The following is a 26,635-nucleotide window of genomic DNA, read 5'->3' as shown; positions in this document are numbered from 1 at the left end:
AGCTGCCGGTGAGCCGCCGTCACCTGCGCGAGCTCAAGCAGCGGTTGGTGCACCGGCCGCGTCAGAACTGGACCGGTCGATGAGCGCGCCGGCCGCCGCGGGCACCGGCACGCGGCCCGGTCCGCGTGCCGCCTGCCCCGGCGACCGGCGCGGGCCGCGATGACCGGCCCGCAGCGGCCCGCGCGCGAACGGGTCGTCCTCGCCCAGCGGCGCGGCGCCCGGCAGGTGCGCACCCGCACCGAGGTGATCGAGCAGACCGATCTCGGCGCCGCCCTGATCGGCGGGCTCATCCGTGCCCAGCTCGGACTCGCGCTGCGGCTCGCGCTGGTGACCGTGGCGGTCCTCGGCGCGCTGCCCCTGCTGTTCGGGATCGACGCGGTGGCCCGGACCCGGGTGTTCGGGGTGCAGGTGCCGTGGCTGGTGCTCGGTTTCGCGGTCTTCCCCGCGCTGTACGCGGTCGGGCGGCTGTATGTGCGGCTGGCGCAGCGCAACGAGGACGACTTCCTGGATCTGGCGGGTGACTGAGCCGATGCCGCGCCCGGAACGCACCCCGTGAACGGCGTCGCGCCCGGCGCCACCCTGGCCGCGCTGCTGCTGGCGGCGGTGGCGACCATCGGCATCGGCGTGTACGGGGTCCGTTTCTCGCGCACCACCTCCGACTTCCTGGTGGCCTCGCGCAGTGTCGGGCCCCGTTGGAACGCGGCCGCCATCTCCGGCGAATACCTCTCGGCCGCCTCGTTTCTCGGCGTCGCCGGCCTGATCGCGAAGTACGGGGCGGACGCGCTGTGGTACCCGGTGGGTTTCACCGCGGGCTATCTCGGTCTGCTCATGTTCGTGGCGGCCCCGCTGCGGCGCTCGGGCGCCTACACCGTCCCGGACTTCGCGGAGTTCCGGCTCGGCTCGATCCGGTTGCGCCGCCTGGCGGCCGGGCTGGTCGTCGTGGTGTGCGCGGTGTACCTCATCCCGCAGTTCCAGGGCGCGGGCCTCACCCTGCACCTGCTGCTCGGGGTGCCCGCCTGGGTGGGCGCGGTGGCGGTGGGCGGCATCGTCATCGGCAACGTGATCGGCGGCGGCATGCGCTCGGTCACGCTGGTGCAGGCCTTCCAGTACTGGCTCAAGCTGACCGCGGTCGCGATCCCCGCGCTCGTCCTGGCCGCGCACTGGCTGGGCGACGAGAAGCCGATCGGCACCCCGGCGCCGCCGGTGGTGGCCGAACGCACCACCGTCGACATCACCACCGACGTGGTCGTGCACCTGGACCGCGCCCAGCCGGTCACCGTCACCGGGGTGCTGGACGGCGCGAGCGTCGACGGCCCGGTCGTCCTCGCACCGGGCGCCCACACCCTCGACGCGCGATCCCGGCTGATCCTCGACGCGGGCGCGACCGTCCCCGTGGTCGCGGGGGCGCCCGACGACGGCGCCGACTGGGTCCGGCCGGGCGGCGGGTTCGGCGGCGATCACCCGACGTACCAGGTGTTCTCGCTCATCGTCGCCACGTTCCTCGGCACCATGGGCCTGCCGCACGTGCTCGTCCGCTTCTACACCAACCCCGACGGCCGCGCGGCGCGCGCCACCGCGCTGACGGTGATCGCGCTGGTCGGCCTGTTCTACCTGTTCCCGATCCTGCTCGGCGTCTTCGCGCGGCTCTACGTCCCCGAACTGCTCATCACCGGCACCTCCGACGCGGCGGTCGTGCTGCTGCCCGGCGCGGTCCTGGGCGGCCCCGCCGGGCAGCTGCTGGCGGCGCTGGCGGCGGCCGGGGCGATCGCGGCGTTCCTGTCGACGTCGTCGGGGTTGCTGGTCAGCCTGGCGGGTGTGCTCAGCACCGACGTGCTGCGGGGACGGATCCGCGACTTCCGGGCGGCCGCCGCGGTCGCGGGCGCGGTGCCGCTGCTGCTCGCGTCGACGGTGGCCTCCCTCGACCTGTCGCGCACGGTGGCGCTGGCGTTCTCGGTGGCGGCGTCCACCCTGTGCCCGCTGCTGGTGCTCGGCATCTGGTGGCGGGGGCTGACCGCCGCGGGCGCGGCGAGCGGGCTGATCACCGGCGGCCTGGCCGCGGGCGGCGCCACGGTGGTGTCGGTGCTCGGCGGGGTGTCGGCCACCTGGGCAGGCGGCTGGCCCGCCGCGATCCTCGACTACCCCGCGGCGGTGAGCGTCCCGCTGGCCTTCGCGGTGACCATCGCGGTCAGCCTGGTCACCCGGGGGCCGGACCCCCGCCAGGTGTCCTCGATCTTCGTGCGGCTGCACGCGCCGGAACGCATGGTGCGCAGCGCCGACCGGGAACGCGGCTTGACGGCCTGACCGCTCGTCGCGCCGAATCGACCGCTCACCGCACCGATCCGCCCCTTCACGGAGTGACCGAGGCCACATCGATCGCGACGGGTGCCGCGCGCCCTACCGTCGTCGAAACGCACCACTCCTGTGAGGACCGCCACCCATGATCGATCCCGCACCCGACGAGGCACCCGTCCGGCGCACGCCGACCGGCGAGGAATTCCTCGCCGTGCAGGCCAGTCCCGAGTTCCAGGACCTGCGGAACCGGCTGCGCCGCTTCATCTTCCCCATGACCGCCCTGTTCCTGATCTGGTACCTGGTCTACGTGCTGCTCGGCGCGTACGCGCACGACTTCATGGCGACGAAGGTCTTCGGCAACGTCAACGTCGGCCTGCTGCTCGGCCTCGGGCAGTTCGTGTCGACCTTCGTCATCACCGGCCTCTACGTCCGGTTCGCCAACCGTGAGATCGACCCCCGCGCGGCGGCGATCCGGCAGCAGCTCGAGGAGGGCCGCGCATGAACGTCCTCGCCGCAGGAACGACCGTGGGCAACCCGGTCGCCAACATCGCCATCTTCGCGCTGTTCGTCGGCGTCACCATGGTCGTGGTGATCCGCGCCAGCCGCAACAACGCCAGCGCCGCGGACTATTTCACCGGCGGGCGCGGCTTCTCGGGGCCGCAGAACGGCATCGCCATCGCCGGTGACTACCTGTCGGCGGCCAGCTTCCTCGGCATCGCGGGCGCCATCGCCGTCTACGGCTACGACGGGTTCCTCTATTCCATCGGCTTCCTGGTCGCCTGGCTGGTCGCGCTGCTGCTGGTGGCCGAGATGCTGCGCAACACCGGCAAGTTCACCATGGCCGACGTGCTCAGCTTCCGGCTGAAGGAGGGTCCGGTCCGCACCGCGGCGGCGCTGACCACGCTGACGGTGTCGCTGTTCTATCTGCTCGCGCAGATGGCGGGCGCGGGCGGCCTGGTCGCGCTGCTGCTCGACATCTCCTCCAAGGCCGGGCAGTCCGTGGTGATCGCGGTGGTCGGCCTGCTGATGATCGTCTACGTGCTCGTCGGCGGCATGAAGGGCACCACCTGGGTGCAGATCATCAAGGCGGTGCTGCTGATCTCGGGCGCGGCGCTGATGACCTTCCTCGTGCTGGCGAAGTTCGGGTTCGCCTTCTCCGACATCCTCGGCGCCGCACAGGATTCGGTGTCGGCCTCGGCGAACAAGGCGGTCGCCGCGCGGGACGTGCTCGCCCCCGGCGCCCAGTACGGCGGCTCGGAGACCTCCAAGCTGAACTTCCTGTCGCTGGGGCTGGCCCTGGTGCTGGGCACTGCCGGCCTGCCGCACGTGCTCATGCGCTTCTACACCGTGCCGACGGCCAAGGAGGCCCGGCGCTCGGTGGTGTGGGCGATCGGCCTGATCGGCGCCTTCTACCTGTTCACCCTGGTGCTCGGGTACGGCGCGGCCGCCATCGTCGGCCCCGACCGCATCCTCGGCGCCGCGGGTGGCCAGAACTCGGCCGCCCCGCTGCTGGCCTACGAGCTGGGCGGGGTGATCCTGCTCGGCGTCATCTCCGCGGTGGCCTTCGCGACCATCCTCGCGGTCGTCGCCGGCCTGACCATCACCGCCTCGGCGTCCTTCGCCCACGACATCTACGCCAGCGTGCTGAAGCGCGGGAAGGCCGACGAGGCCAGCCAGGTGCGGGTCTCGCGGATCACCGCCGTGGTGATCGGCCTGCTCGCCATCGGCCTCGGCATCCTGGCCAACGGCCAGAACATCGCGTTCCTGGTGGCGCTGGCGTTCGCGGTCGCCGCGGCGGCCAACCTGCCGACCATCCTGTACTCGCTGTTCTGGAAGCGGTTCAACACCACCGGCGCGCTGTGGAGCATGTACGGCGGGCTGATCTCGACCATCGTGCTCATCGTGTTCTCGCCCGCGGTGTCGGGCAGCAAGACCGCGATGATCCCGGGCGCCGACTTCGACTGGTTCCCGCTGTCCAATCCCGGCATCGTGTCGATCCCGCTGGCGTTCGCGCTCGGCGTGGCAGGCACCTTCGCCGGTGGCCGCCGGGAGCAGGCCGACGCGGCCAAGGCCGCCGAGATGGAGGTGCGCGCGCTGACCGGCGTCGGCGCGGAACAGGCCGTCTCGCACTGAATCCCGTCCCGTGCCGGTGCCGCCCGCACCGGCACGGGGCACATCCCCTCTCTACCGTCAGGAGTTTCCCGTGACCGGTGCCGTCGCCGATCCGTCCCGTCCGCTCGCGCCCGTGCGCTATCCGCCCGCGGAGGAGTTCACCGCCGCCGCCAACGCCGACGCGAGCCTGTCCGTCGCGGCGGCCGCCGATCGGGAGGCGTTCTGGGCCGAGCAGGCCCGGCGGCTGCACTGGCACACCCCGTTCACCCGGGTCCTCGACTGGAGCGACGCGCCCGTCGCGCAGTGGTTCGCCGACGGCGAGCTCAACGTCGCCTACAACTGCCTGGACCGGCACGTCCTCGACGGGCACGGCGACCAGGTCGCGCTGCACTGGGTCGGCGAGCCGGGCGACGCGCGCGACATCACCTATCGCGAGCTGCTGGCCGAGGTGTCGAGGGCCGCCAACACCTTCACCGGCCTCGGCCTGGTGGCGGGCGACCGGGTGGCCGTGTATATGCCGATGGTGCCCGAGGCCATCGTGACCATGCTCGCGTGCGCGCGTCTCGGCCTGACCCATTCGGTGGTCTTCGCGGGCTTCTCCCCCAGCGCGCTGCGCCAGCGCGTCGACGACGCCGAGGCCCGCCTGATCGTCACCACCGACGGCCAGTGGCGGCGCGGCAGGCCCGCCCCGCTCAAGGCCGCGGTCGACGAGGCGCTCGGCGCCGACCCGACGACGGTCGAGCACGTTGTGGTGGTGCGCCGCACCGGGATCGACATCGCGTGGACCGAGGGCCGCGACCTGTGGTGGCACGAGACCGTCGCCGAGGCCTCCCCCGAACACCAAGCCCGACCCTTCCCCGCCGAACACCCCCTCTTCATCCTCTACACCTCCGGCACCACCGGGAAACCCAAAGGCATCCTCCACACCAGCGGCGGCTACCTCACCCAGACCGCCTACACCCACCACAACGTCTTCGACCACAAACCCGGCACCGACATCTACTGGTGCACCGCCGACATCGGCTGGGTCACCGGCCACAGCTACATCGTCTACGGCCCCCTCGCCAACCGCACCACCCAGATCGTCTACGAAGGCACCCCCAACTCCCCCACCGAACACCGCCACTTCGAGATCATCGAGAAATACGGCGTCACCATCTACTACACGGCTCCGACGCTGGTGCGCACGTTCATGAAATGGGGCCGTGAGATCCCCGACGCCCACGACCTGTCCAGCATCCGGCTGCTGGGCAGCGTGGGCGAGCCGATCAATCCCGAGGCGTGGCGCTGGTACAGGGAGGTGATCGGCGGCGACCGGACGCCGATCGTCGACACCTGGTGGCAGACCGAGACCGGCGCCATCATGATCTCGCCCCTGCCCGGCGTCACCGCCGCCAAGCCCGGCGCCGCCATGGCGCCACTGCCCGGCATCTGCGCCGAGATCGTCGACGACGAGGGCACGCCGCTGGCCGCGGGCGACTCGGGCCTGCTGGTGCTCACCGAGCCGTGGCCGTCGATGCTGCGCGGCATCTGGGGCGACACGGACCGGTTCCGGGAGACCTACTGGGCCCGGTTCGCCGAGCAGGGTTGGTACTTCGCGGGCGACGGCGCCAAATACGACGCCGACGGCGACCTCTGGGTGCTCGGCCGCGTCGACGACGTCATGAACGTCTCCGGCCACCGCATCTCCACCGCCGAGGTCGAGTCGGCGCTCGTCGGGCACCCGGTGGTGGCCGAGGCGGCCGTCGTCGGCGCCTCCGACGAGACGACCGGGCAGGGCATCGTCGCCTTCGTCATCCTCACCGGGGACGCACGACCGGGACCCGATCTCGTCGCCGAACTCAGGGCGGCGGTGTCGCTGGAGATCAGCCCGATCGCCAAGCCGCGCGAGATCCATCTCGTGCCGGAGCTGCCCAAGACCCGCAGCGGCAAGATCATGCGCAGGCTGCTGCGCGACGTCGCCGAGGGCCGCGAACTCGGCGACACCTCCACCCTGGTCGACCCGACCGTGTTCGAGGCCATCGCCCGCGGCTGAGGTGACCTCGGCGTTCCTCGACTCTGCCTGAGCGAAACCCTCTCGCGGCCGCGGCCCCGTCACCACACTCGATGCGGGGGCGCGGCGGAGAGGGAACCACGATGCGGATCGAGCAGCTCGAATACGTCCAGGCGGTCACCCGGCTCGGTTCGCTGCGCCGGGTGGCCGAGGAACTGCACGTCTCCCAGCCCGCGCTCAGCGAGACCCTGCGCAACCTGGAACGCGAACTGGGCGTCGAGCTGCTCGACCGGCGCCGGTCCGGGGCGCGGATCAGCGATCAGGGCCGCGAACTGCTGCCGCACATCGCCCAGGTCCTCGAGGCCGTCGACGGGCTCAGGCGGGCCGCCGACGCCCAGCACCGGAGCAGCCGGATGGTGCGCGTCGGCACCGTCAACGCGGCCACCGTCGCCCTCGTCATTCCCGCGATCCGCGAGTTCCGGGTGCGTCATCCCCAGACCCAGGTCGAGGTGATCGACGCCCAGCAGGCCGAGATCCACACCGCGCTGCGCGAGGGCAGCCTCGACATCGGCCTGGTCAACTACCTGCGCGGCGACGACCTCACCCCGGAGTTCACCGCCACCGAACTGCTCGCCGGCCGCCCCATCGTGTGCCTGCGCCCCGACAGCCCGCTGGCCCGGCGGGCGGTGGTGACCATCGACGACCTGCTCACCGAACCGCTCATCGTCATGCGCTCGGGGTACGTCATGCACCGCTACGTGCACCGGCTGCTGAACGGGCGGAACCCGGTGTTCTCCTACTCCACCGACGGCGCCGAGATGGGCAAGGTCATGGTCGCCAACGGCCTCGGTTCGACCGTGCTGCCCGACTACAGCGTGCTGGGCGACCCCCTGGTCGAACGCGGGGTGCTCACCTGGCGGCCGCTGGCCCAGGAGACCTGTGACGTGTTCCTCGTCGCGCAGCGGCGCCGGGCCACCGCCCCGCCCCGTGCGGCGAGCGCGCTGTTCGACGCGCTGGTGCGCCGGGCCGGTTCGCTGGCCGCGGGCGCGGCCTGAGCACGGTGGCAGGGAAACCCTATCGTGGCCTCGAAAATGCCTGTTGGACAGCGGTTTCCTCCCGTTCGTAGAGTCGGGGACATGCCTTCCCTCCCGCCGCCGCACCGCGATCCGTTCGCGCGGCGCTGGGTGTTCAGCAGGCGTCGGCACCTCGACTTCCTGCGCACCGCGGGCCAGTCCTGTCGCCCCTCCCGTGTCCCGGCCGCTGCCGGAAACCCCCGACCTCTTTCCTTCCGACACGATGGAGACCCGCCGTGCCCGCACCGATCGATCCCGAGACCCTGGCCGCCGAACCCCTGAAATTCGCCTACTGGGTGCCCAATGTGAGTGGCGGCCTCGTCGTCAGCGACATCGAGCAGCGCACCGACTGGAGCTACGAGTACAACACGAAGCTCGCGGTGCTCGCCGAGAACAACGGCTTCGAGTACGCGCTGACCCAGGTCCGCTACATGGCCAGCTACGGCGCCGCCTACCAGCACGAATCCACCAGTTTCAGCCTGGCGCTGCTGCTGGCGACCGAGCGGCTGAAGGTGATCGCGGCGGTGCATCCCGGCCTGTGGCAGCCCGCCGTGCTGGCCAAGCTGCTGGCCACCGTCGATCACGTCTCCGGCGGCCGCGCCGCTGTGAACGTGGTCAGCGGCTGGTTCAAGGGCGAATTCACCGCGCTCGGCGAGCCGTGGCTCGAACACGACGAACGCTACCGCCGCGCCGAGGAGTTCATCCGGGTGCTCCGCAAGAGCTGGACCGAGGACGACGCGCAGTTCGCCGGCGACTTCTACCGCCTGCGCGGGTTCGACCTCAAGCCCAAACCGCTGACCGCCGAGGGCCGTCCGCATCCCGAGATCTTCCAGGGCGGCAACTCCACCGCCGCCCGCGCGATGGCGGGCCGGGTGTCGGACTGGTATTTCAGCAACGGCAAGGACTTCGACGGCATCACCGAACAGATCACCGAGGTGCGGGCGGCCGCCGCGCAGCACGACCGCACGGTCCGCTTCGGGCTCAACGGTTTCCTCATCGCCCGCGACACGGAGGCCGAGGCGAAGGAGACGCTGCGCGAGATCGTCGCCAAGGCCGACCGCACCGCGGTCGAGGGCTTCCGCGACGCCGTGCGGCAGGCGGGCGGCTCGACCGGCGACAAGCGCGGCATGTGGGCCGACTCGAGCTTCGAGGACCTGGTCCAGTACAACGACGGGTTCCGCAGCAAGCTGATCGGCACGCCCGAGCAGATCGCGCGCCGCATCGTGGAATACAAGAAGCGCGGCGTGAACCTGCTGCTGCTCGGCTTCCTGCACTACCACGAGGAGGTCGAGTACTTCGGCAAGCACGTGCTGCCGATCGTGCGCGCGCTCGAGGCCGAGCTGCCCGCGGGCGCGGGCGTCGCGGCGGGCACGGGACCGGCGTGATGCGCGGCCTGCCCAACCCGGGGTGGTCCCGGTGACAGAGTTCGACTCCCGGCCCCGCGCCGCGGTCCTCACCGGCCCGGACGAGGCGGTGGACGTGGCGGCCCGCCTGGCCGCCGCGTTCGCCGCGGGCGCCGCCGAACGCGACGCCCACCGCGTCCTGCCCGTCGCCGAGCTCGATCAGCTCTCGGACTCCGGCCTGCTCGCGATCAGCGTGCCGCGCGAGTTCGGCGGGGCCGACGTGCCGACCGAGACCGTGGTGACCGTCTTCCGGCTATTGGCCGCCGCCGACCCGGGGCTCGCGCAGATCCCGCACAGCCACTTCGTCTACGTCGAGGCGCTGCGCCGGACCGGCACCCCCGAGCAGCAGCGGTACTTCTTCGGGGAGGTGCTGGCGGGCAAGCGCTTCGGCAACGCCCAGTCCGAGGCGGGCACCAAGCACGTGCAGGACTACCGCACCCGGCTGCGCGCGCGACCCGACGGCGGTTTCGTGCTTGACGGGCTCAAGCACTACGCCACCGGCGCCTACTTCGCGCACTGGATACCGGTGCTCGCCAAGGACGACGGGGACCGCCTCGTGGTGGCCTACGTGCCGCGCGACGCGGCCGGTGTGACCGTCGTCGACGACTGGGACGGCATGGGCCAGCGGATCACCGCCAGCGGGTCGGTCGAGCTGTCCGGCGTGCGGGTGCCCGCCGAACACGTGCTGCCGCACCATCAGACCTTCGACGGCCCGCAGCTCTACGGCGCGCGGGCGCAGATATTGCACGCCGCGATCGACACGGGCATCGCCCGCGGCGCGCTCGGGGAGGCGGCCGAGTTCGTCCGGACCACGGCCCGGCCGTGGTTCGAGGCGGGCGTCGAGCACGCGACCGAGGATCCGCTCACCGTGCAGCGGTTCGGCGAGCTCGAGGTCGCCGTGCGGGCCGCCGAGGCGCTGCTGGGCGAGGCGGCCCGCACCGTCGACACGGCCGCGAACGCGCTCGACGACGACAGCGCCGCGGCGGCCTCGGTGGCCGTCGCGGTCGCCAAGGCCGCAGCCGACCGCGCGGCGCTGGAGGTCACCAACGCGCTGTTCGAGCTGGGCGGCACCCGCTCGGCCCTGGATTCGCTGAACCTGCACCGGCATTGGCGCAACGCGCGCACCCACACCCTGCACGACCCGGTGCGCTGGAAGTTCCAGCACATCGGCCGCTACCTGCTCACCGGCACCCCGCCGCCCCGGCACGGTGTCCTCTGAAAGGAGCCCCATGGCCCCGCTGCGCTTCCACTGGTTCCTGCCCACCTACGGCGACAGCCGCTACCTGGTCGGCGGCGGGCACGGCACCGCCGTCACCGCCGCGGGCGGGGACCGGCCCGCGGGCATCGGCTATCTGTCCCAGATCGCCCGCGCCGCCGAACAACTCGGCTTCGAGGCGGCGCTGACGCCCACAGGCGCCTGGTGCGAGGACGCCTGGCTGACCACCGCCGTACTCGCCCGCGAGTCCGAGCGGCTGAAGTTCCTCGTGGCGTTCCGGCCCGGGCTGGTCTCCCCGACCCTGGCCGCTCAGATGGCCGCCACCTATCAGCGGCACACCGAGGGCAGGCTGCTGCTCAACGTCGTCACCGGCGGCGAGGACCACGAGCAGCGCGCCTACGGCGACCACCTCGGCAAGGACGAACGCTACGAGCGCACCGACGAGTTCCTCACCGTGGTGCGGCGCCTGTGGCGCGGCGAACGGGTGACGCTGGCGGGCAAGCACATCCACGTGGTCGACGCCGCCCTCGACCGGCTGCCGCACCCCGTGCCCGACATCTACTTCGGTGGCTCGTCGCCCGCGGCGGGCGGGGTCGCCGCCCGGCACGTCGACGTCTATCTCACCTGGGGCGAGCCGCCCGCCGCCGTGGCCGCCAAGCTGGACTGGATCCGGGCCGAGGCCGCCGCGGCGGGCCGGCCCGCGCCGCGCTTCGGTATCCGGCTGCACGTGATCAGCCGCGACACCGCCGAGCAGGCGTGGGCCGAGGCCGAACGGCTGCTCTCGGCCCTCGATCCGGCGACCATCGCGGCCGTGCAGCAGGGCCTGTCCCGCAGCGGGTCCGAGGGTCAGCGGCGGATGCGGGCCCTGCACGAGGGCAGCACCGCCTCCCTCGAGGTCGCCCCGAACCTGTGGGCGGGCGTCGGGCTCGTGCGCGGCGGCGCGGGCACGGCGCTGGTCGGCAGCCACAGCGAGGTCGCCGACCGGATCGCCGAGTACCACGCGCTGGGCATCGAGGAGTTCGTGCTCTCCGGGCACCCGCACCTGGAGGAGGCGTACTGGTTCGGCGAGGGCGTGCTGCCGCTGCTGCGCCGCCGGGGCCTGTGGCGCCACCCGGCCGATCTCACGGAGGCGCCCGCCGCGGCCATTCCGTTCGCGCACTGACCACGAAACGGCGAAATCCGAAGCATTACTGTTTCGATTCCGTCTCGATAGACCACACTGCGCCCCAGGCGATTTCGAACCGATCCGGTGCGGCACACCGGCGGGCTACCCTCCTGGAGCCCGCCGGAGCCCGACCGTTTCGCCGGAGCGGGCAGCCGGGCTCCGCCGACTCTGGGAGCCTGCCGTGCGCACACCTACGGACCACCCCGTCTCGGTCTCTCCGGCGCGCCGGGGATCACTCGTCCTCGCCGTGCTCGTCACCGCGTCCGTTCTGCTCGCCGCCTGCGTCCGGTCCCCCGGTGAGCCCGCCGACCACGGCCTCACCCACTCCCCCGGCCCGGCGCTGGTGGAGCAGCCGCCGCACACCGAGGACCCCTCCCTCGTCGCGGGCTCGCTGGCGACACGCGACGCCACCCCGCCGACCGCTCCGGACACGCCGCCCGCTCCGATGGTTCCCGGAGACCCGCAGCCCGCGCCACTCGCGGACGAGTCGGGTCCGCCCGAGAACCCCTCGGACGCAACGCCTTCCCCCGTCCCGGACACCACGGCCCCGGAGACACCGACCACCACCGAGACCACGGCGCCCCCGGCGGAGACCACACCCAGCGAGGTCACCACCACGCCGGACACGACGCCTCCCGCCCCCACCTCGGCCCCCGGCACCATCGACCCGCCGCCACCCACGGGTACCGGCGCCGCCACGGAACCGACCACGCCGCTGACGACCACCCCGACGGTCGTCACGCCGACGCCACCGACCACCACACCTCCGACAACTACACCGACGTCGCCGACCGCCACGACGACCATCCCACCCGCCACCACCTCGACGTCGCCGGTCACCGCAACCACGCCGTCGGTCACCACACCGACCACGCCACCGATCACCACACCGACGGCACCGCCAGTCACCACGCCACCACGCACCACCCCCGTCACCACACCGCCGCCGGACACCACAGCCACCACGCCACCAATCACCACACCGACCGCACCGCCAGTCACCACGCCACCACGCACCACCCCCGTCACCACACCGCCGCCGGTCACCACAGCCACCACGCCACCAATCACCACACCGACTGCACCGCCGATCACCACGCCGCCACGCACTACCCAGGCCACCACCACGCCGCCGGTCACCACAGTGACCACGCCACCAATCACCACACCAACCGCGCCGCCAGCCACCACGCCACTGCGCACCACCCCGACCACGCCACCTGCGACCCCACCCTTCCTCCGGCCACCACCGTGACCCCGCCGAGAATCACCACACCGACCGCTCCTCCGGTCACCACGCCGACCAAGCCGCCGGTCACCCCGGCGAATTCGCCGTGGATCACCACCCCGACGCCACCGGCGGTCACCGCGCTGTTCTCCCCGCCTGTCATCTCGGCGACCACCCCGCCCGTCACCGGCCCCGCGTCGCCGTCGAGGACCACGGCAGCAACCACGCCGTCACCCACCGCTCCGCCGACCCCACCTCTCACCACACCGACGACGCCATCGGTCATCACACCGACCACACCGTGCTGCGTGGCGCGCTGGGCCTGGCCGAGACCGTCGTCGCCGACCCGCGGGCGGGCGACGTCACCACACCGGCCGCCACCGAGCCGGCCACACCGGCCATGACCACCCCGACCGCATCCTCGGTCACCACGCCGACTTCGCCGCCTGTCACCACGCCCGCTCCCGCCGCGAGATGACCGCCGCACACCTGGCCATCACCTCGTCGGTCACCGATCCGCCGAAGCCGCACCTACCGTCCCAACCGCCTCGTCGACCACCGGGCCGACGTCGCTGCCGCCCACCCCGCCCACCACGCCTCGGATACCGACCGCGCCGACGGTCGTCACGCCGCCGACGGTCACCGCTCCCCCGAGGTCGCGGTCGGTGACGGAACGGACCACACCGAGGTCGCCGTCGGTCAGGACACGGAACACGCCGGCATCGCCGCCTACCGCTCCGGCTGTGCCCACCCGCCGGCACGCCGACCAACGCCGACGGTCACCTCGCCGATGATCACCACACCGATCCGACCGACACAGACCACCCCGACGGCCGTCGCTCCGGCGCGGGTCCCCGAACGATTCGAGCCGCCGGTGGCACCGATCCGCGGTCCTCGGCGCGGTGCGGGGTGCCGAATCTCCGGGGCGGGTGATCGCCCGGGGGCCGGGCACCGGGCATGCTGTGGGGGTGGAGATGGCGATGTTCCCGCTCGGTGCGGTGCTGATGCCCGGGGAGACCCTGGCGCTGAAGGTGTTCGAGCCGCGCTATGCCGCGATGATCGACGATCTGCTCACCGCCGAGCGCGATCCGGAGTTCGGGGTGGTGCTCATCGCCCGCGGCCACGAGGTCGGCGGCGGGGACGTGCGCACCGACATCGGGGTGACCGCCCGGGTCACCGAGGTGATCGACCTGCCGGGCAGGCAGTTCCGGATCCGCGCGGTCGGCGGCGAACGCTTCCGGGTGCTGCGCTGGCTGCCCGACGACCCCTATCCCCGCGCCGAGATCGAGTGGTGGCCGGACGGCGTCGGCGGCGACGACAGCGCCCTGCTGGCCGGACTGCGCGAGCGCCTCACGACGGTCCGCTCGCTCACCACCGAGTTGACCCGGAAGGCGGGCATCCGGCGCACCCCGCCCACCCCGGACCTCGACAAGCTCCCCGCCGACCCCAGCGCCCGGTCCTTCGCCGTCGCCGACCGCCTCCCGATCGGCGCCGCCGACCGGCACGACGCGCTGGCCGCCCCCGATCCCCTCGTCCGGCTGCAGGGCCTGACCGACGCCCTGGACGACGTCATCGCCACGCTCCGCTTCCGCCTGCTGTGAGACCGATCCGGTGGCTACCCGCGCGCGCTGAACCGTCGCGGGCAGAGCATCGTTGTGTGACAGGGAGCGGCGTGACGACGGGTCCGGCCTCGAGACGTGAGCGGAGAGACAGATGGACAGCGAACTGACGGTGGATCGCAGGCAGGTCGTGGTGGGGGCGGCCGGGGTGGCGGCGGTGGCGGCCCTCGCCGTGGCGGGGTGTTCCTCGGGCGGCGGGTCGGCGGAGTCCACGCAGGCGGCGCAGCCCGGGGACGCGCTGGTGAAGACGGCGGAGGTCCCGGTCGGGGGCGGGGTGATCGTCGGGGACACCGTGGTGACGCAGCCGGCCGCGGGGCAGTTCGTCGGGCTCGACACCGTCTGCACGCATGCGGGGTGCAAGGTCGCCAGGGTGGCGAACGGGGAGGTGATCTGCCCGTGTCACGGGAGCCGGTTCGGCCTCGACGGGCGCGTCGTGGCCGGGCCCGCCCAGGCGCCGCTGAAGACGAAACCCGTTCGGGTCAGCGGCGATTCGGTCGTCGCGGGCTGACGTCCCCGCGGGTCCGGCCGACCGGGGCCGGACCCGCGGCGGTCAGCGGCGCGCCAGCGTGGTGTCCAGGCCGACGATGCGCAGCCCCGTGTCGGTGACCTCGACCGCCGTGTCGGTGAACCGGCGCCCGCCGAGCGCGCCGTTCAGGAACTCGCGCACCGAGGCGGGCTGGGCCGCCGGGTCGGCGGGTGCCTCGATCGTCCCGTCGAACTGCCGGACCTGGTCGGTGATCCCGGCGGCCCGCGGCGTCTGGCGGAGGCCGTCGACGGTGTGCAGGATCAGCTCGACGTGGCCGCCGTCGGGGAAGTCGAGGATCAGCGGGGTCGGGGTGACCGCCGCGTCGAAGGCGCCGACCCGCATCCGGATGCCCTGCGGCGAGGCGCCCGCGTAGTCGAAGGGCGAGGGCGGCGCGAGGGTGTCGGCGGAGCGGTCGGCGGGCGAGTTCTCCAGGGCGGCCCCCGCCAGGGGACGGTCGGTGGCGACGAAGTCCCACGCGGGGGCGGTGAGCGTCTTGGTCCAGTAGCCGGTGCGGCCGCCGTGACGGCCCTCGACGCGCAGAACGCGGGCGTCCGAGCCGGGACCGGTGCGGTGGATCGAGAGCCGGTCGGTGATCTCCCCGGGAATCTTCGGCTGGCGCACCCAGCCCGGCGCGGGCAGCTGGATCGCGGCGTAGCGCGGGTCGACGCGTTCGGCGAGCATGTCGGGCGCCTCGGGCAGCCCGCGCTGGTCGTCGTAGGAGTAGCGGAAGAAGACCTTGTCGGCGCCGGAGATGTCGAAGTCGTAGAGGCGGGTGTAGAGGTCGCCGAACCGGTCGGTGATCAGCGTGGTGGAGGCGCTCGTCGACAGCGCGACCGCCTGGAAGCGGCCGCCGAGCGGCGTGGACATCTCGTAGCTGTGGTCCACCGGCAGCCACGGGTCGATGTAGCGGATGCGTCGCCCGCCGTCGGTGAGGGCGAAGACGTGGGAGACCTTCGCGCCGCCCACGGGATGGGCGTTGCCCGCGGTGTCGGTCCAGACGTGGTCCTCGCCGGGCGAGAGCACCGACCACGACCAGGTCAGGGTGTCCGCGGGCAGGGCGTTGCCCGGGCCGGTCCACAGCGGGGTGCCGTAGCGGGTGCTCCAGTTCCAGTCGCGCGGGGCGCTCAGCGCCCGGTCCAGGGTGAAGAAGCGGCCGTCGCGGTCGACGACCACGACCTCGTCGTCGTCGGCGGAGATCCCCGCGACGCGGCCCGCGAGGCAGCCGGGCAGCGCGACCTCGCGCCAGCCGCCCTGCGCCGCGGCGGGTTTGACGAAGACCGCGCCGTCGCGCGTCGCGAAGGCCCAGCGCCGGTTGAACGAGGCGGTGGTGCCGCGGAAGTCGACGACGGCGGGCAGCTCGACCGTGGCCGGGGCGAAGGCGTCGAGGCCGGTGTCGGTGTCGTCGGCGGCGGGCTCGGGCGTGCCGACCGTGCCGACGAGCACGCAGCCCGGATCGGCGCCCGCCACCGGCGCCGCCGCGACGCAGGCGAGGACGAGCCCGGCGGCGGCGAGGGCGGCGGCCACGCGGTCCGCCCGCGCCCGCCTCACAGCCACCCCGCCGCGCCGAAACCGGCGAGCGCGAGCACGTCGACGCCGACGATCGCGCCGACGGCGACGGCCTTGGCCCGCACGGTCGCCAGGTCGTGCACGAAGAAGCAGGCGGCGAAGAACGGCACGTACCCGATCAGCCAGATGAGGAACGGGAACCCCGGCCGCCACCAGGACCAGTCCCAGGTCAGCACGCCCGCCCGGTTCAGCAGGATCTCGACGCCGACCGCGGCGGCGGCGTCGACGGCGATCAGCACCGGCCGGTTCGGCAAGCCGAAGACCCGAGTCTCCTTCGGCGGCAGCATCTTCGCCGCCGCGACGCCCATGATCGCGAACATGAAGCAGATCTCGATGTTCAGGCCGATGAGGATCTGGTACGAGGTCGGTCCCACCGCGCCCCACACCGGGGCGCGGTCGCTCAGATGGAAGACCACCGCGTTCCAGATCTCGTTGAACCAGTCCATGCCCCACAGCGCCAGGCCGGCGAAGAACACATTCCAGTTCCGCCGCTCGACCTCCACGGCATAGACGTAGATCACCAGCAGGAGCAGCGGGATCACATACCACTTGAATTGGCTCGCGTCGCGGAGTAGTTCCAGCGCCGCGCGGGCGTTGTCGGTCACGAATCAGGTCCTCTCCCAGCCGAACAGCCAGGCGAGTATTACATATGAACAGTGACTGTCAATGCGTATCGAAGCCGGGCCGGGCGCGAAATCTGGACAATTGCCCAGTCGACAGGTGGTTCACAGGCCCGCCGATCTCGTGTAGAACTTGTTCTAGTTTCTCGGGTTCGAGTGGGAGGTGTGCCATGCGGCACGGAATCGTGTTGTTCACCAGCGACCGCGGGATCACCCCGGTCGACGCGGCCCGGGCGGCCGAAGCGGCGGGGTTCGACGCGTTCTACGTCCCCGAACACACCCACATCCCGGTGGTGCGCGCCGCCGCGCACCCGAGCACCGGCGACTCCTCACTGCCCGACGACCGCTACCTGCGCACCCTCGACCCGTGGGTCGCGCTGGCCGGCGTCGCCGCGGTGACCGAGCGGATCACGCTGTCCACCGCGGTCGCCCTGCCCGCCGAGCACCACCCGATCACGCTGGCCAAGACCATCGCCTCGCTCGACCACCTCTCCGGTGGCCGGGTGGAGCTGGGTGTCGGATTCGGCTGGAACACCGACGAACTCGCCGACCACGGCGTTCCGCCCAACCGGCGCCGCGCGGTACTGCGCGAGCACCTCGACGCCATGCGCGCCATCTGGGCCGAGGACGAGGCCGAATTCGCCGGGGAGTTCGTGAAGTTCGGGCCGAGCTGGTCCTGGCCCAAGCCGGTGCGGCGCTCGGTGCCCGTGCTGCTCGGCGCGGGCGGCACGGAGAAGACCTTCGGCTGGCTCGCGCGCCACGCCGACGGCTGGATCACCACCCCCACCGAGGACGGCCTGGACGACAAGATCGCCCTGCTGCACCGCGTCTGGGCCGAGCACGGGCGCGAGGGCACCCCGCGCGTCATCGCGCTCGCGGGACGCCACGACGCCGGACAGCTGGAGAGCTGGGCGGACGCGGGGGTCACCGAAGCGGTCTGGGGCCTGCCCGACCGGCCCGCCGAGGACGTGCTCGGCTACATCGCCCGCCTCGGCGGCAAGCTCGGCCTCGGCTGAGACCGGTCGGCGCGGTCAGAACAGCTCGGCCATGCGCCGGTTCATCTCCTCCTCCGAGACGTCCTCGACGTGGGTGGAGACGGTCCAGCGGTGCCCCCACGGGTCCTCGAAGGTGCCCGACCGGTCACCGTAGAACTGGTCGGTGACCGGGCTGACCTCCCGCGCGCCCGCGGCCAGTGCGGCGGAGAACGTCGCGTCCGCGTCGGGCACGTAGACGTGCAGGGTGACCGCGGTGCCGCCCACGGCCCGCGGATCGAGGTAGCCGATATCGGGGACGGCGTCGCCGAGCATCACCAGCGACTCGCCGAACGCCAGCTCGGCGTGGGCGACCTTGCCGTCGGGGCCGGGCATGCGGAAGCGCTCGGTCGCGCCGAGCACGGAGACGTAGAAATCGATCGCCGCCGCGGCGCCGTCGATCGACAGCGACGGGCTCAGGCGGGGGTAGCCCTCGGGAACGGGCGAGACATCAGACATCGCGGAGCCTCCGGTCGAGGTGGTTGTCGGACACCGGCGAGCCTAGACCCGGCCACCGACACGAAGGCCCGGCTCACTCGCCGCGCAGCTTGCGGACCTGCGCGGCGGTGACGTCGGTGAGCACGCCGGGTTCGACCGCGCTCGGCGCGGTCACCGCGATCTGCACCAGCGTGTTGCCCACCTGCACCAGCGACACCGCCGAATACAGCGTCAGCCCTTCGCTGCTCGTGTTCACCTGGAAGGCCGTGCTCGCGTCGCCCGCGGGCGGCTGCGGCAGCGCGCCCGCGCGGTACTCGATGTGGATGCCGGTCCCGTCGGCGCCGGAATAGCTCGCGCAGCGCGACACGAGCGCCTGGAAGCTCGCGAACGCCGGCGCCAGCGCGGCGTCGGGGTAGGCGGCCGCGTCGATGTCGATGCTGGAGAAGTCCGGGCCCGCGTAGGTGGCCTGCGCGGCGGCGGTGCTGCCCGGGTACTGCGCGGCGAGCGGGACCAGGATCTTCGCGCACTCGGCGGGCGTGGTCGGGGCGACCTCGGCGCCCGAGGCGACCGAGGAGCCGGTCCGCGGCGGCAGCGCGGTGAAATCGCTGGGCAGGTCCGTCGTCCCGAGCAGGCCGGCGGCGAGCAGGGCCGAGTCGGGGATCGACACGCCGACACCAGGGGCGGCGGGGACGGCCGCGCCGAGCGCGGGCGGCGCGGGCGGCGGGGCGGGAGTGTCGGTGTCCTCGTCGGCGCCGCAGGCGCTCACGCCGAGCACGGCGCAGCCCGCCAGCGCGGCGCCGACGGCGCGCGTCACTCGGTCCATGTCACCCGCGTCGACTGGTTCTGCATCACCGTGGACGCGCTGCGCGGGTCGTAGTAGGCCTGGTGCCCACCGACCTCGATGCTCCCCGACACCGGCAGCGGCAGGCCGAGGTCGACGGTGATGGTGCCCGCGCCGCTCATCTCGTAGTCGGTGATGTCGAGGCTGCCCGCGTCGTTGGGCAGCGCCCAGACCTTGTTCTTCGGCGTCTGGCCGACCTGCAGGCCGATGGTGAGCCGGTTGCCGTCGCGGGAGATCAGCGTGGCCGTGGTGACCTGGTCGAGGGCGACCCCGCCGGTGATCTCCTGGCGCACCGTCCACACCGCGCCGATGCCGATCGGCGCGTCGGGGAAGGCGATCGAGCGGTACACCGCCTGATAGAACGCCTGCTCCAGCGCGGCCCGCGCGGAGTTCGGCGTATCGGGGGCCGGGGCCAGGCGCAGTTCGGTGATCGCGCCGAGCTCGCTCATCGCCAGCCCCGCGTGCGAGCCGTCGGCCTGGCTGACCGCCTTGCTCATCGCCGGGTCGGGGCTGGTGACGTCGCCCACGGTCACGTCGACATCGGTGGCGCCCGCCGTGGCGGTCATCGGGATGGTGAGCGCGGGCGGCGAGAAGTCGCGCAGCGGTTCGGTGTTGATCTGCTGCTGGATGTGATAGGCGGTCTGCAGGGTGACCTGCTGGACGGTGCCCGCCGGATAGGCGGTGCGCAGCAGTTCGCGCGGGTCCTCCCCCGGCGAGACCAGGGTCGTCACCGTCGCCGCGATCGGGACCGTGACCTCCTTGCCGATGCCGAGCGGTTCGGTGCTCTCGGCCCCCGGATCGGCTGCCGTGGCCGACCGGTCGGCGCACCCGGCGCCGAAGGTCGCCAGACCCAGCACGAGCGCCACGACCAACACCCCGGGGCGCGCGAAGCGGGGTAAGCGATAACCAGACAACTCCGTCACAGCGATCAGAGTACGACCGCTTCCTGAGGAACAGCTGACACGTGGAACGATGGACCCCGTGAGTGAAGACCGGCCCACCGACCACGCCGACGCCCCGGACTCCGACGCCGGGACACCGGACGCCGACGCGACCGCGCACGAGCCGACCGAAGCACAGGGAGGCAGACGGCGGCTCACCACCCTGCTGGCCGTCGCCGCGGTGCTGTTCGGGCTCGACCTGCTGACCAAGTGCCTGGCCGTGGCCTACCTGACCCCGAGCGAACCCGTGTACTTCCTGAGCGATTTCGGCAGGCTCACCCTGATCCGTAATCCGGGCGCGGCGTTCTCGATGGCGACCGGCATGACCTGGCTGCTGACCCTGATCGCGGCCGCGGTGGTGATCGGCGTCATCCGCATCGGCTCGACCCTGCGCTCGCTGTGGTGGGCGCTCGGCCTCGGCCTCGTGCTCGGCGGCGCGTTGGGCAACCTGGTCGACCGCCTCTTCCGCGCGCCGGGACCGCTGCAGGGCCACGTCGTCGACTTCGTCGCCATCGGCTGGTGGCCGGTGTTCAACGTGGCCGACTCGGCCATCGTGTGCGGGGCGATCCTGCTGGTCACCCTGACCGTGTTCGGGTTCGAGCCCGACGGCACCCGCACCGGGCGCAAGCACCACCACACCACAACGACCTCGACCACCGGGGAGGAGACCGCGTGAGGGAGACCAGGACCATGCCCGTGCCCGACGGGCTGGACGGGATGCGGGTCGACGCCGGCCTCGCCCGGCTGCTCGGGTTGTCGCGCACCGCGGTGGCCGCGCTGGCCGAGGAGGGCTCGGTGCAGCTCGACGGGATCGCGGCGGGCAAGTCCGACCGGCTCACCGCGGGCGCCTGGCTGGAAGTGATCTTCCCCGAACCGAAGCGGGAACTCACCGTGGAGGCGACGCCGGTCGAGGGGATGAAGATCCTCTACGCCGACGACGACATCGTCGCCGTGGACAAGCCGGTCGGTGTGGCCGCCCACACCGGCGTCGGCTGGACCGGGCCGACCGTCGTCGGCGGGCTGGCCGCCATGGGCTACCGGATCTCGACCTCCGGCGCCCACGAACGCCAGGGCATCGTGCACCGCCTCGACGTCGGCACCTCCGGCGTGATGGTCGTGGCACAGTCCGAACACGCTTACACGATGCTCAAGCGCGCCTTCAAACAGCGCACGGTCGACAAGCAGTACCATGCGCTCGTGCAGGGCCATCCGGATCCGAGCAGCGGCACCATCGACGCGCCGATCGGCCGCGCGCGCGGCAACGACTGGAAGTTCGCCGTGACCGCCGACGGCAGGCCCTCCATCACGCACTACGACACCATCGAGGCCTTCCAGGCGGCCTCGCTGCTCGACATCCATCTCGAGACCGGCCGCACCCATCAGATCCGCGTGCACTTCTCCGCGGTCCGCCACCCCTGCGCGGGCGACCTCACCTACGGCGCCGACCCGACCCTGGCCAAGCGGCTCGGGCTGGAGCGGCAGTGGCTGCACGCGCGCCAGCTGGGCTTCCATCATCCGGCCGACGGGCGCTGGATCGAGATCGTCAGCGAGTACCCCGCCGACCTGTCCCACGCCCTGGACGTCCTACGCGATGCCTGACGCGCCGCGTTCGGCCGATCCCGCACCGGAGCACCCGGTGCGGCCGGACGCGGAATCGCCCGCCGGGCGCGCCGACGCCACCCCGGCGGGCGGGACACCGGCGGACGTGGCCGGGGCCGACGAGGGCGCGCCGCGACACACCGCGCGCAACCTGATCCTCGTCGCGGTGGCCGTCGTGATCGCGGTGACGGTGGTCGTGCTGGGAATCACCCAGCCCAAGCCGTCCTCGGCGGTCTCCACCGACCGGCTCGGCCCGCTGCCGGGCCAGCAGGTCACCGAATACCTGGCGCAGGCGCAGGATTCGCTGCAGGGCACCGACACCGACCCGCACTGGGCGCTGGTGTCGTTCGACGAGCCGATCACCCCCGCGCAGATCCCCGAGTACAGCGGCGGGCTGCGGATCGCGGGGGTGGTCGAGTACGTGGCCATCGACCGGGTGCAGACCCCGGTGATCACCGTCGCCACGCCCGCGGGCGACGCGGTGGCGATGCGCGCGCCGCAGGACGCGGCGAACCTGCTCGCCGTGCAGCCGACCCGGGACGAGCGCACCGCCGCCGTCGCGCGGGTGGTGACCAACCGCCTGCGCGCGGGCTGCGCGTGCACCGTCGGCCTGATCGTGCGCGGGACCCTGCCCGAGCTGCGCGCCCTGGCCGACCGGCCCGGCGTGCGCTCGGTCCAGGCCCTGCCCGCCGACGCGATCGCGGGCCGCTTCGCCGTCGCCCCCCTGCTCCCGGGAACCACCGACGTGGTCTCCCCCACCCCCGACGACGGCCCGGTCCCGGCCGAGTGACCCCGCCTCAGTCGTCGGGCAGCGTGACCACGCCGTCGAGGTAGCGGCGGCAGCGGCCGAAGAGCAGGACGCGGTCGCCGGCGAGTTCGGCGCGCAGGGTGCCGCCACGGCGCGACAGCTGGCGGGCGGTCAGTTCGGTGCGGGCGAGTTCGCGGCTCCACAGCGGGGTGAGCTGGGCGTGGGCCGAACCGGTCACCGGGTCCTCGTCGATGCCGACGCCGGGGGCGAAGAAGCGGGAGACGAAGTCGCAGTGCTCGCCGGGCGCGGTGACGACCACCCCGCGCGACAGTTTCGGGAAGGCGCCGAAATCCGGTGTGGCGGCCCGGACCTCGGCCTCGCTGCCGAGCAGCAGCACCTCGTCCTGGCCGGTCCACGCGCGCAGCGCGGTGACGCCGAGCGCGGCGGTCAGCGCCGGGTCGGCGGGGATCTCCACCGAGGCGAGGGCGGGCAGGTCGAGGACGTACTCGTCGTCGTCGGTGCGGTCCACGTGCAGCCAGCCCGAACGGGTGAAGCAGCTGATCCGGTCGTGTCCGGGATGCAGGTCGGTCAGGACCTGCGCGGCGGTGGCCAGGGTGGCGTGGCCGCACAGGTCGACCTCGACCTCGGGCGTGAACCAGCGCAGGTGCACCGCGGGCCACTCCCCGGGTGGGTCGCCCGCCTCCACGGGTAACGCGGAGGTGTAGAACGCCGTCTCGGCGAGGTTGTTCTCCTCGGCGAGCTGTTGCAGCAGGGTGTCGGGCAGCCAGGACGGCAGCGGCATGACCGCCGCCGGGTTGCCCGAGAACGGTGCGTCGGCGAACGCGTCGATCTGGTGCAGCAAGACCTCCATAACCGGCAAAGGTACTCCACGATCGAAACATCGCCGGGCGCAAGGGTTCTCGAGGCAGCGCCCGGGCAGCGGCAGGGCCGCGCGGCTACTGCGCGCCGACCTCCGGCGCGAATTTGCCGTGCAGCGCGCCGCTGAACCGCCACGCCAGTTCGACCAGCACGATGCCCACCGCCCCGCACACGAACGCGGCCGCGGTCAGTCGCGGATTCGACGGGTCCAGCTTGAAGAACTCGCGGGTGAACGGGATGGTGAACAGCGCGACATAGGCCAGCACCGAGGCGCCGATGAGCACGACCTTCCACCACACGTACGGCCGCGCGACCAGCGCGAGGACCCACACCGCGATCATGATCAGGGTGATCAGGGCCGTGGTGCCCGCCTGGATCCGCTGGGTCTCGGTGGCCTCCGGCCCGGCGTAGGCGATCAGGTAGGCGACGAAGGTCGCGACGCCGATGACCACGCCCGACGGCACCGCGAGGCGCATGACCCGGCCGACGAACCCGGTGCGGGCGCGTTCGTTGTTCGGCGCCAGCGACAGGATGAAGGCGGGGATGCCGATGGTGAACCAGGCGGCGATGGTGACGTGCCGGGGCAGGAACGGATACCCGATCGGGTCGTAGCCGAAGATCTGCGACCCGACGCCGGCCAGCCCGACCAGGAAGGCCAGCAGCACCGAGTAGACGGTCTTGGTGAGGAACAGGTTCGAGACCCGTTCGATGTTGCCGATGACCCGGCGGCCCTCGCCCACCACGTACGGCAGGGTGGCGAACTTGTTGTCCAGCAACACGATCTGCGCCACCGCGCGGGTGGCGGGGCTGCCCGCGCCCATCGCGACCCCGATGTCGGCGTCCTTGAGCGCCAGCACGTCGTTGACGCCGTCCCCTGTCATGGCGACGGTGTGCCCGCGCGATTGGAGGGCGCCGACCATCGCGCGCTTCTGGTCGGGGCGGACGCGGCCGAAGGTGGTCTCGGCGTCGAGGACGTCGGCGAGTTCGGCACGGTCGTCGGGCAGTTCGCGCGCGTCGACCGCGTGGTCGCCGCCGGGCAGGTCGAGGGAGGAGGCGACCGCGCCGACGGAGACCGCGTTGTCGCCGGAGATCACCTTGATCGCGACCTTCTGGCTCGCGAAGTACTCGAGGGTGTGCTTGGCGTCGGGTCGCACCTTCTGCTCGAGCACGACCAGCGCGGCCGGGGTGACCGTGCCCGGCGCGTCGGCGGCGTCGACCGGGCGGTCGCTGCGGGCCAGCAGCAGCACCCGCAGGCCCTCGGCGCCGAGGGCCTCGGCGCGGCGGGCGTCGTCGCTGGCGGGGTCGAGCAGCACGTCCGGCGCGCCGAGGAGCCAGTCGCCGTCGGCGCCGAAGGAGACGCCGCTCCACTTCTTGGCCGAGGAGAAGGGCGCGACCGCGGACTGGGTCCAGCCCGGGGCGTCGGGCAGCGCCTCGGCGATGGCCTGGACGCTGGCGTTGGGGCGGGGGTCGTCGTGGGCCAGGGCCGACAGCGCGCGGCGCACCGCGTCCTCCCCGGCATCACCGAGCGGCTCGATCGACGACAGCCGCATGCCGTTCTCGGTGAGCGTGCCGGTCTTGTCGGCGCACACGACGTCCACGCGGGCCAGGCCCTCGATCGCGGGCAGTTCCTGCACGAGGCAGTTGCGCCTCCCGAGGCGGACCACGCCGACGGCGAACGCGATCGAGGTCATCAGGACCAGGCCCTCGGGCACCATCGGCACCAGCGCGGCGACCATGCCGGTGACCGCCTCCCGCCACGGCTCCTTGCTCGCGACCAGCTGGTTGTAGATCGACAGCAGGCCGGCCGGGATCAGCAGATAGGTGATGAACTTGAGGATCTTGTCGATGCCCGAGCGCAGTTCCGAGTGCACCAGCGTGAACTTGCTGGCCTCCTCGGCCAGCTTCGCGGCGTAGGCGTCCGCGCCGACCTTGGTCGCCCGGTACGCGCCCGACCCGGCGACCACGTAGCTGCCCGACATGACCGGCGCGCCGACACCCTTGTCGATCGGATCGGCCTCACCGGTCAGCAGGGACTCGTCGACCTCGAGCGCGGACGCCTCCGAGACCTCGCCGTCGACCACGATCTGATCGCCCGGGCCCAGCTCGATCAGGTCGTCGAGCACCACCTCGCCGGGGCTCACCTGCGTGGCGACGCCGTCGCGGCGCACCGTGGGCTTGGCCTGGCTGACGATGGCCAGCTTGTCCAGCGTGCGCTTGGCGCGCACCTCCTGGATGATGCCGACCGCGCTGTTGGCGACGATCAGCAGGCCGAACATGCCGTCGATGATCGACCCGGTCGACATCACCAGCACGAACAGCACGCCGAGGATCGCGTTGATCCGGGTGAAGACGTTCGCGCGGACGATGTCCCGTACCGACCGGCTCGCCCGGGCGGGCACGTCGTTGGTCAGCCCGTCGCGGCGGCGCTGCTCGACCTGTGCGGCGGTGAGCCCGGTCGCGGCGGGCTCCTGCACGGTTGTGGACATGGCCAAAGAGTACGGGAGCGGGCGCCGGTCACCCGATCTCGACCACGTGCGCCCAGGCCGGTGGCGGGTCGGGCACGTAGTCGTCGTCGCGGCCGCCCCACGGGCGGCGGAACAACCCGACGACGGCGCGGCACGGCGGGGCGCCGACCGGCCACGGCGTCTGGCCGTCGGTCAGCACGACCACCACGTCGGGGCGCAGGCGCAGCGCGCGGGCGAAGCCGGCGCGCAGGTCGGTGCCGCCGCCGCCGATCAGCGCGATCCCCTCGCCCCGGCACAGCGGGACCGCGATGCGGGCCGCCGCGTCGCAGGAGAACACGGTGACGAGATCGCGGCGGCCGCCGACCGCGGCGGTGATGGCGGCGACCTCGAGCAGGGCGCTGCCCAGTTCGGTGTCGCTGACCGAGGCGGAGGTGTCGACGACGACGCCGACCCGGGGCGGGGTGCGGCGCAGGCTCGGCAGGACGGCACCGGGCAGGGCGGGCGCGCGCCGCGCGGGCCTGCGATAGGTGTAGTCGCCGCCGGCGCCCGCGGCCGTGGCGGCGGCGCGGACCGCCGCGGCCAGCAGCGTGCGCCACGGCTGCGGCGGGTGCAGGGCCTCCTCGGCCCAGCGCCGCCACGCCCGTGGCGCGTCGCCGGGGCGGCCGCTGATGCCCTGGGCCACCCGGAACCGGACGGCGTCGCACTCCTGGTCGCTGAGCCCGTCGGCGCCGTCGGGTCCGAGGTCCCACGGCCGGTCGAGGCCGTCCGCGCCGCTGCCGCAGTCGAGCCAGGCCAGGCGGCCGACGTGGCCGAGGCGGAACTCGCGCAGGTACTCCTCCATCGTCCTGCCCGCCTCCAGGCCGAGCGCCTGCGGCGTCAC

General features: G+C 72.8%; 26 protein-coding genes. 16 read left to right on the top strand and 10 right to left on the bottom strand.

Going from position 1 to position 26,635, the window contains the following annotated elements; all coding sequences use genetic code 11:
- The first annotated feature begins 159 nt into the window (after window positions 1-159).
- The 9 genes from ON36_RS08790 to ON36_RS08750 all read left to right on the top strand — a co-directional run bounded on the left by ON36_RS08790 (window position 160) and on the right by ON36_RS08750 (window position 11,251).
- Window positions 160-525 (top strand): membrane protein, encoded by a 366-nt coding sequence (locus ON36_RS08790; RefSeq protein WP_043650146.1) that lies wholly within the window; start codon window positions 160-162, stop codon window positions 523-525.
- A 27-nt stretch (window positions 526-552) separates the two neighbouring features.
- Entirely contained in the window at window positions 553-2,301 is a 1,749-nt protein-coding gene (locus tag ON36_RS08785; RefSeq protein ID WP_043650145.1) for a sodium/solute symporter, read from the top strand.
- Between the two features lie 136 nt (window positions 2,302-2,437).
- Complete coding sequence (locus ON36_RS08780) at window positions 2,438-2,794, top strand: DUF485 domain-containing protein (RefSeq protein ID WP_043650144.1); 357 nt, start codon at window positions 2,438-2,440, stop codon at window positions 2,792-2,794.
- Window positions 2,791-4,425 carry a monocarboxylic acid transporter gene (locus ON36_RS08775; protein ID WP_043650143.1) on the top strand — a complete coding sequence of 545 codons (1,635 nt, stop codon included), beginning with the start codon at window positions 2,791-2,793 and terminating at the stop codon, window positions 4,423-4,425. The genes ON36_RS08780 and ON36_RS08775 overlap by 4 nt, the downstream gene beginning before the upstream one ends.
- A 70-nt stretch (window positions 4,426-4,495) precedes the next feature.
- On the top strand, window positions 4,496-6,439 hold the full coding sequence (acs, locus tag ON36_RS08770; RefSeq protein WP_083885007.1) for an acetate--CoA ligase: 1,944 nt from the start codon (window positions 4,496-4,498) through the stop codon (window positions 6,437-6,439).
- Between the two features lie 101 nt (window positions 6,440-6,540).
- Entirely contained in the window at window positions 6,541-7,452 is a 912-nt protein-coding gene (locus tag ON36_RS08765; RefSeq protein WP_043650141.1) for a LysR family transcriptional regulator, read from the top strand.
- Between the two features lie 254 nt (window positions 7,453-7,706).
- Complete coding sequence (gene sfnG, locus ON36_RS08760; protein WP_373281785.1) at window positions 7,707-8,855, top strand: dimethylsulfone monooxygenase SfnG; 1,149 nt, start codon at window positions 7,707-7,709, stop codon at window positions 8,853-8,855.
- A gap of 31 nt (window positions 8,856-8,886) precedes the next feature.
- Entirely contained in the window at window positions 8,887-10,092 is a 1,206-nt protein-coding gene (locus ON36_RS08755) for an SfnB family sulfur acquisition oxidoreductase (RefSeq protein ID WP_043650156.1), read from the top strand.
- A gap of 10 nt (window positions 10,093-10,102) precedes the next feature.
- Window positions 10,103-11,251: an LLM class flavin-dependent oxidoreductase gene (locus ON36_RS08750; RefSeq protein WP_043650140.1), complete on the top strand. Its 1,149-nt coding sequence runs from the start codon at window positions 10,103-10,105 to the stop codon at window positions 11,249-11,251.
- Between the two features lie 105 nt (window positions 11,252-11,356).
- Here ON36_RS08750 and ON36_RS36565 read toward each other — a convergent pair whose 3' ends face one another.
- The gene (locus ON36_RS36565) at window positions 11,357-12,469 is read right to left on the bottom strand and encodes a hypothetical protein (protein ID WP_157224823.1); all 1,113 of its coding nucleotides are present in this window, start codon (window positions 12,467-12,469) and stop codon (window positions 11,357-11,359) included.
- Window positions 12,470-12,588: 119 nt separating this feature from the next.
- Here ON36_RS36565 and ON36_RS08735 point away from each other — a divergent pair, with 119 nt between their 5' ends.
- The gene (locus ON36_RS08735) at window positions 12,589-12,960 is read left to right on the top strand and encodes a hypothetical protein (RefSeq protein ID WP_043650135.1); all 372 of its coding nucleotides are present in this window, start codon (window positions 12,589-12,591) and stop codon (window positions 12,958-12,960) included.
- Window positions 12,961-12,990: 30 nt separating this feature from the next.
- On the opposite strand, the gene ON36_RS08730 is transcribed toward ON36_RS08735, so the two are convergent.
- Window positions 12,991-13,197: a hypothetical protein gene (locus ON36_RS08730; protein WP_043650132.1), complete on the bottom strand. Its 207-nt coding sequence runs from the start codon at window positions 13,195-13,197 to the stop codon at window positions 12,991-12,993.
- A gap of 259 nt (window positions 13,198-13,456) precedes the next feature.
- Between ON36_RS08730 and ON36_RS08725 the strand changes: the two genes are divergently transcribed.
- On the top strand, window positions 13,457-14,083 hold the full coding sequence (locus ON36_RS08725) for an LON peptidase substrate-binding domain-containing protein (RefSeq protein WP_245558015.1): 627 nt from the start codon (window positions 13,457-13,459) through the stop codon (window positions 14,081-14,083).
- Between the two features lie 112 nt (window positions 14,084-14,195).
- On the top strand, window positions 14,196-14,609 hold the full coding sequence (locus ON36_RS08720) for a QcrA and Rieske domain-containing protein (protein ID WP_083885005.1): 414 nt from the start codon (window positions 14,196-14,198) through the stop codon (window positions 14,607-14,609).
- A gap of 42 nt (window positions 14,610-14,651) precedes the next feature.
- On the opposite strand, the gene ON36_RS08715 is transcribed toward ON36_RS08720, so the two are convergent.
- Together ON36_RS08715 and ON36_RS08710 are read right to left on the bottom strand one after the other, a co-directional pair.
- Window positions 14,652-16,151, bottom strand: coding sequence for a hypothetical protein (locus tag ON36_RS08715; protein ID WP_157224822.1), 1,500 nt, complete (start codon window positions 16,149-16,151; stop codon window positions 14,652-14,654).
- A gap of 20 nt (window positions 16,152-16,171) precedes the next feature.
- Window positions 16,172-16,798: an AF_1327 family membrane protein gene (locus tag ON36_RS08710; RefSeq protein WP_043650130.1), complete on the bottom strand. Its 627-nt coding sequence runs from the start codon at window positions 16,796-16,798 to the stop codon at window positions 16,172-16,174.
- A 185-nt stretch (window positions 16,799-16,983) separates the two neighbouring features.
- Here ON36_RS08710 and ON36_RS08705 point away from each other — a divergent pair, with 185 nt between their 5' ends.
- The gene (locus tag ON36_RS08705; RefSeq protein WP_043650127.1) at window positions 16,984-17,829 is read left to right on the top strand and encodes an LLM class F420-dependent oxidoreductase; all 846 of its coding nucleotides are present in this window, start codon (window positions 16,984-16,986) and stop codon (window positions 17,827-17,829) included.
- Between the two features lie 15 nt (window positions 17,830-17,844).
- Here the strand turns inward: ON36_RS08705 and ON36_RS08700 are convergent, their stop codons facing one another.
- From ON36_RS08700 to ON36_RS08690, 3 genes are all read right to left on the bottom strand, one after another.
- Entirely contained in the window at window positions 17,845-18,303 is a 459-nt protein-coding gene (locus tag ON36_RS08700) for a VOC family protein (RefSeq protein WP_043650124.1), read from the bottom strand.
- Between the two features lie 73 nt (window positions 18,304-18,376).
- Window positions 18,377-19,096, bottom strand: a complete 720-nt coding sequence (locus tag ON36_RS08695; protein ID WP_373281784.1) for a hypothetical protein — start codon at window positions 19,094-19,096, stop codon at window positions 18,377-18,379.
- The gene (locus ON36_RS08690; protein WP_373281786.1) at window positions 19,093-20,037 is read right to left on the bottom strand and encodes a hypothetical protein; all 945 of its coding nucleotides are present in this window, start codon (window positions 20,035-20,037) and stop codon (window positions 19,093-19,095) included. The genes ON36_RS08695 and ON36_RS08690 overlap by 4 nt, the downstream gene beginning before the upstream one ends.
- Before the next feature lie 58 nt (window positions 20,038-20,095).
- Between ON36_RS08690 and lspA the strand changes: the two genes are divergently transcribed.
- The 3 genes from lspA to ON36_RS08675 are packed head-to-tail and all read left to right on the top strand — an operon-like array spanning window position 20,096 to window position 22,453.
- Complete coding sequence (gene lspA / locus ON36_RS08685; protein WP_052313779.1) at window positions 20,096-20,740, top strand: signal peptidase II; 645 nt, start codon at window positions 20,096-20,098, stop codon at window positions 20,738-20,740.
- A complete protein-coding gene (locus tag ON36_RS08680; RefSeq protein ID WP_043650115.1) occupies window positions 20,737-21,663 on the top strand; it encodes an RluA family pseudouridine synthase in 927 nt (308 codons plus the stop codon). Before lspA ends, ON36_RS08680 begins: the two co-directional genes overlap by 4 nt.
- Window positions 21,656-22,453 carry a hypothetical protein gene (locus tag ON36_RS08675; RefSeq protein WP_245558010.1) on the top strand — a complete coding sequence of 266 codons (798 nt, stop codon included), beginning with the start codon at window positions 21,656-21,658 and terminating at the stop codon, window positions 22,451-22,453. Before ON36_RS08680 ends, ON36_RS08675 begins: the two co-directional genes overlap by 8 nt.
- A 7-nt stretch (window positions 22,454-22,460) precedes the next feature.
- Here ON36_RS08675 and ON36_RS08670 read toward each other — a convergent pair whose 3' ends face one another.
- The 3 genes from ON36_RS08670 to ON36_RS08660 all read right to left on the bottom strand — a co-directional run.
- Window positions 22,461-23,282 (bottom strand): PhzF family phenazine biosynthesis protein, encoded by an 822-nt coding sequence (locus ON36_RS08670; RefSeq protein ID WP_043650112.1) that lies wholly within the window; start codon window positions 23,280-23,282, stop codon window positions 22,461-22,463.
- 85 nt (window positions 23,283-23,367) lie between these two features.
- Window positions 23,368-25,776, bottom strand: a complete 2,409-nt coding sequence (locus tag ON36_RS08665) for a cation-translocating P-type ATPase (RefSeq protein WP_043650109.1) — start codon at window positions 25,774-25,776, stop codon at window positions 23,368-23,370.
- 28 nt (window positions 25,777-25,804) lie between these two features.
- On the bottom strand, window positions 25,805-26,635 hold an 831-nt coding region (locus ON36_RS08660; protein ID WP_043650106.1), incomplete at its 5' end, for a vWA domain-containing protein.

It is taken from the genome of Nocardia thailandica NBRC 100428 (assembly GCF_000308795.1).
Lineage (GTDB): Bacteria > Actinomycetota > Actinomycetes > Mycobacteriales > Mycobacteriaceae > Nocardia > Nocardia thailandica.
The sequence above is the reverse complement of the archived record's forward strand: the minus strand, read 5'-3'. Positions and strand labels throughout refer to the sequence as shown.

What these genes read in the sequence shown, in the direction of transcription:
- ON36_RS08790 (WP_043650146.1), top strand. Translation starts at nt 160, where the DNA reads ATGACCGGCCCGCAGCGGCCCGCGCGCGAACGGGTCGTCCTCGCCCAG.
- lspA (WP_052313779.1), top strand. Translation starts at nt 20,096, where the DNA reads ATGGACCCCGTGAGTGAAGACCGGCCCACCGACCACGCCGACGCCCCG.
- ON36_RS08700 (WP_043650124.1), bottom strand. Translation starts at nt 18,303, where the DNA reads ATGTCTGATGTCTCGCCCGTTCCCGAGGGCTACCCCCGCCTGAGCCCG.
- ON36_RS08670 (WP_043650112.1), bottom strand. Translation starts at nt 23,282, where the DNA reads ATGGAGGTCTTGCTGCACCAGATCGACGCGTTCGCCGACGCACCGTTC.
- ON36_RS08725 (WP_245558015.1), top strand. Translation starts at nt 13,457, where the DNA reads ATGGCGATGTTCCCGCTCGGTGCGGTGCTGATGCCCGGGGAGACCCTG.
- ON36_RS08765 (WP_043650141.1), top strand. Translation starts at nt 6,541, where the DNA reads ATGCGGATCGAGCAGCTCGAATACGTCCAGGCGGTCACCCGGCTCGGT.
- ON36_RS08750 (WP_043650140.1), top strand. Translation starts at nt 10,103, where the DNA reads ATGGCCCCGCTGCGCTTCCACTGGTTCCTGCCCACCTACGGCGACAGC.
- ON36_RS08780 (WP_043650144.1), top strand. Translation starts at nt 2,438, where the DNA reads ATGATCGATCCCGCACCCGACGAGGCACCCGTCCGGCGCACGCCGACC.
- ON36_RS08720 (WP_083885005.1), top strand. Translation starts at nt 14,196, where the DNA reads ATGGACAGCGAACTGACGGTGGATCGCAGGCAGGTCGTGGTGGGGGCG.
- ON36_RS08705 (WP_043650127.1), top strand. Translation starts at nt 16,984, where the DNA reads ATGCGGCACGGAATCGTGTTGTTCACCAGCGACCGCGGGATCACCCCG.
- ON36_RS08665 (WP_043650109.1), bottom strand. Translation starts at nt 25,776, where the DNA reads ATGTCCACAACCGTGCAGGAGCCCGCCGCGACCGGGCTCACCGCCGCA.
- ON36_RS08775 (WP_043650143.1), top strand. Translation starts at nt 2,791, where the DNA reads ATGAACGTCCTCGCCGCAGGAACGACCGTGGGCAACCCGGTCGCCAAC.
- ON36_RS08675 (WP_245558010.1), top strand. Translation starts at nt 21,656, where the DNA reads ATGCCTGACGCGCCGCGTTCGGCCGATCCCGCACCGGAGCACCCGGTG.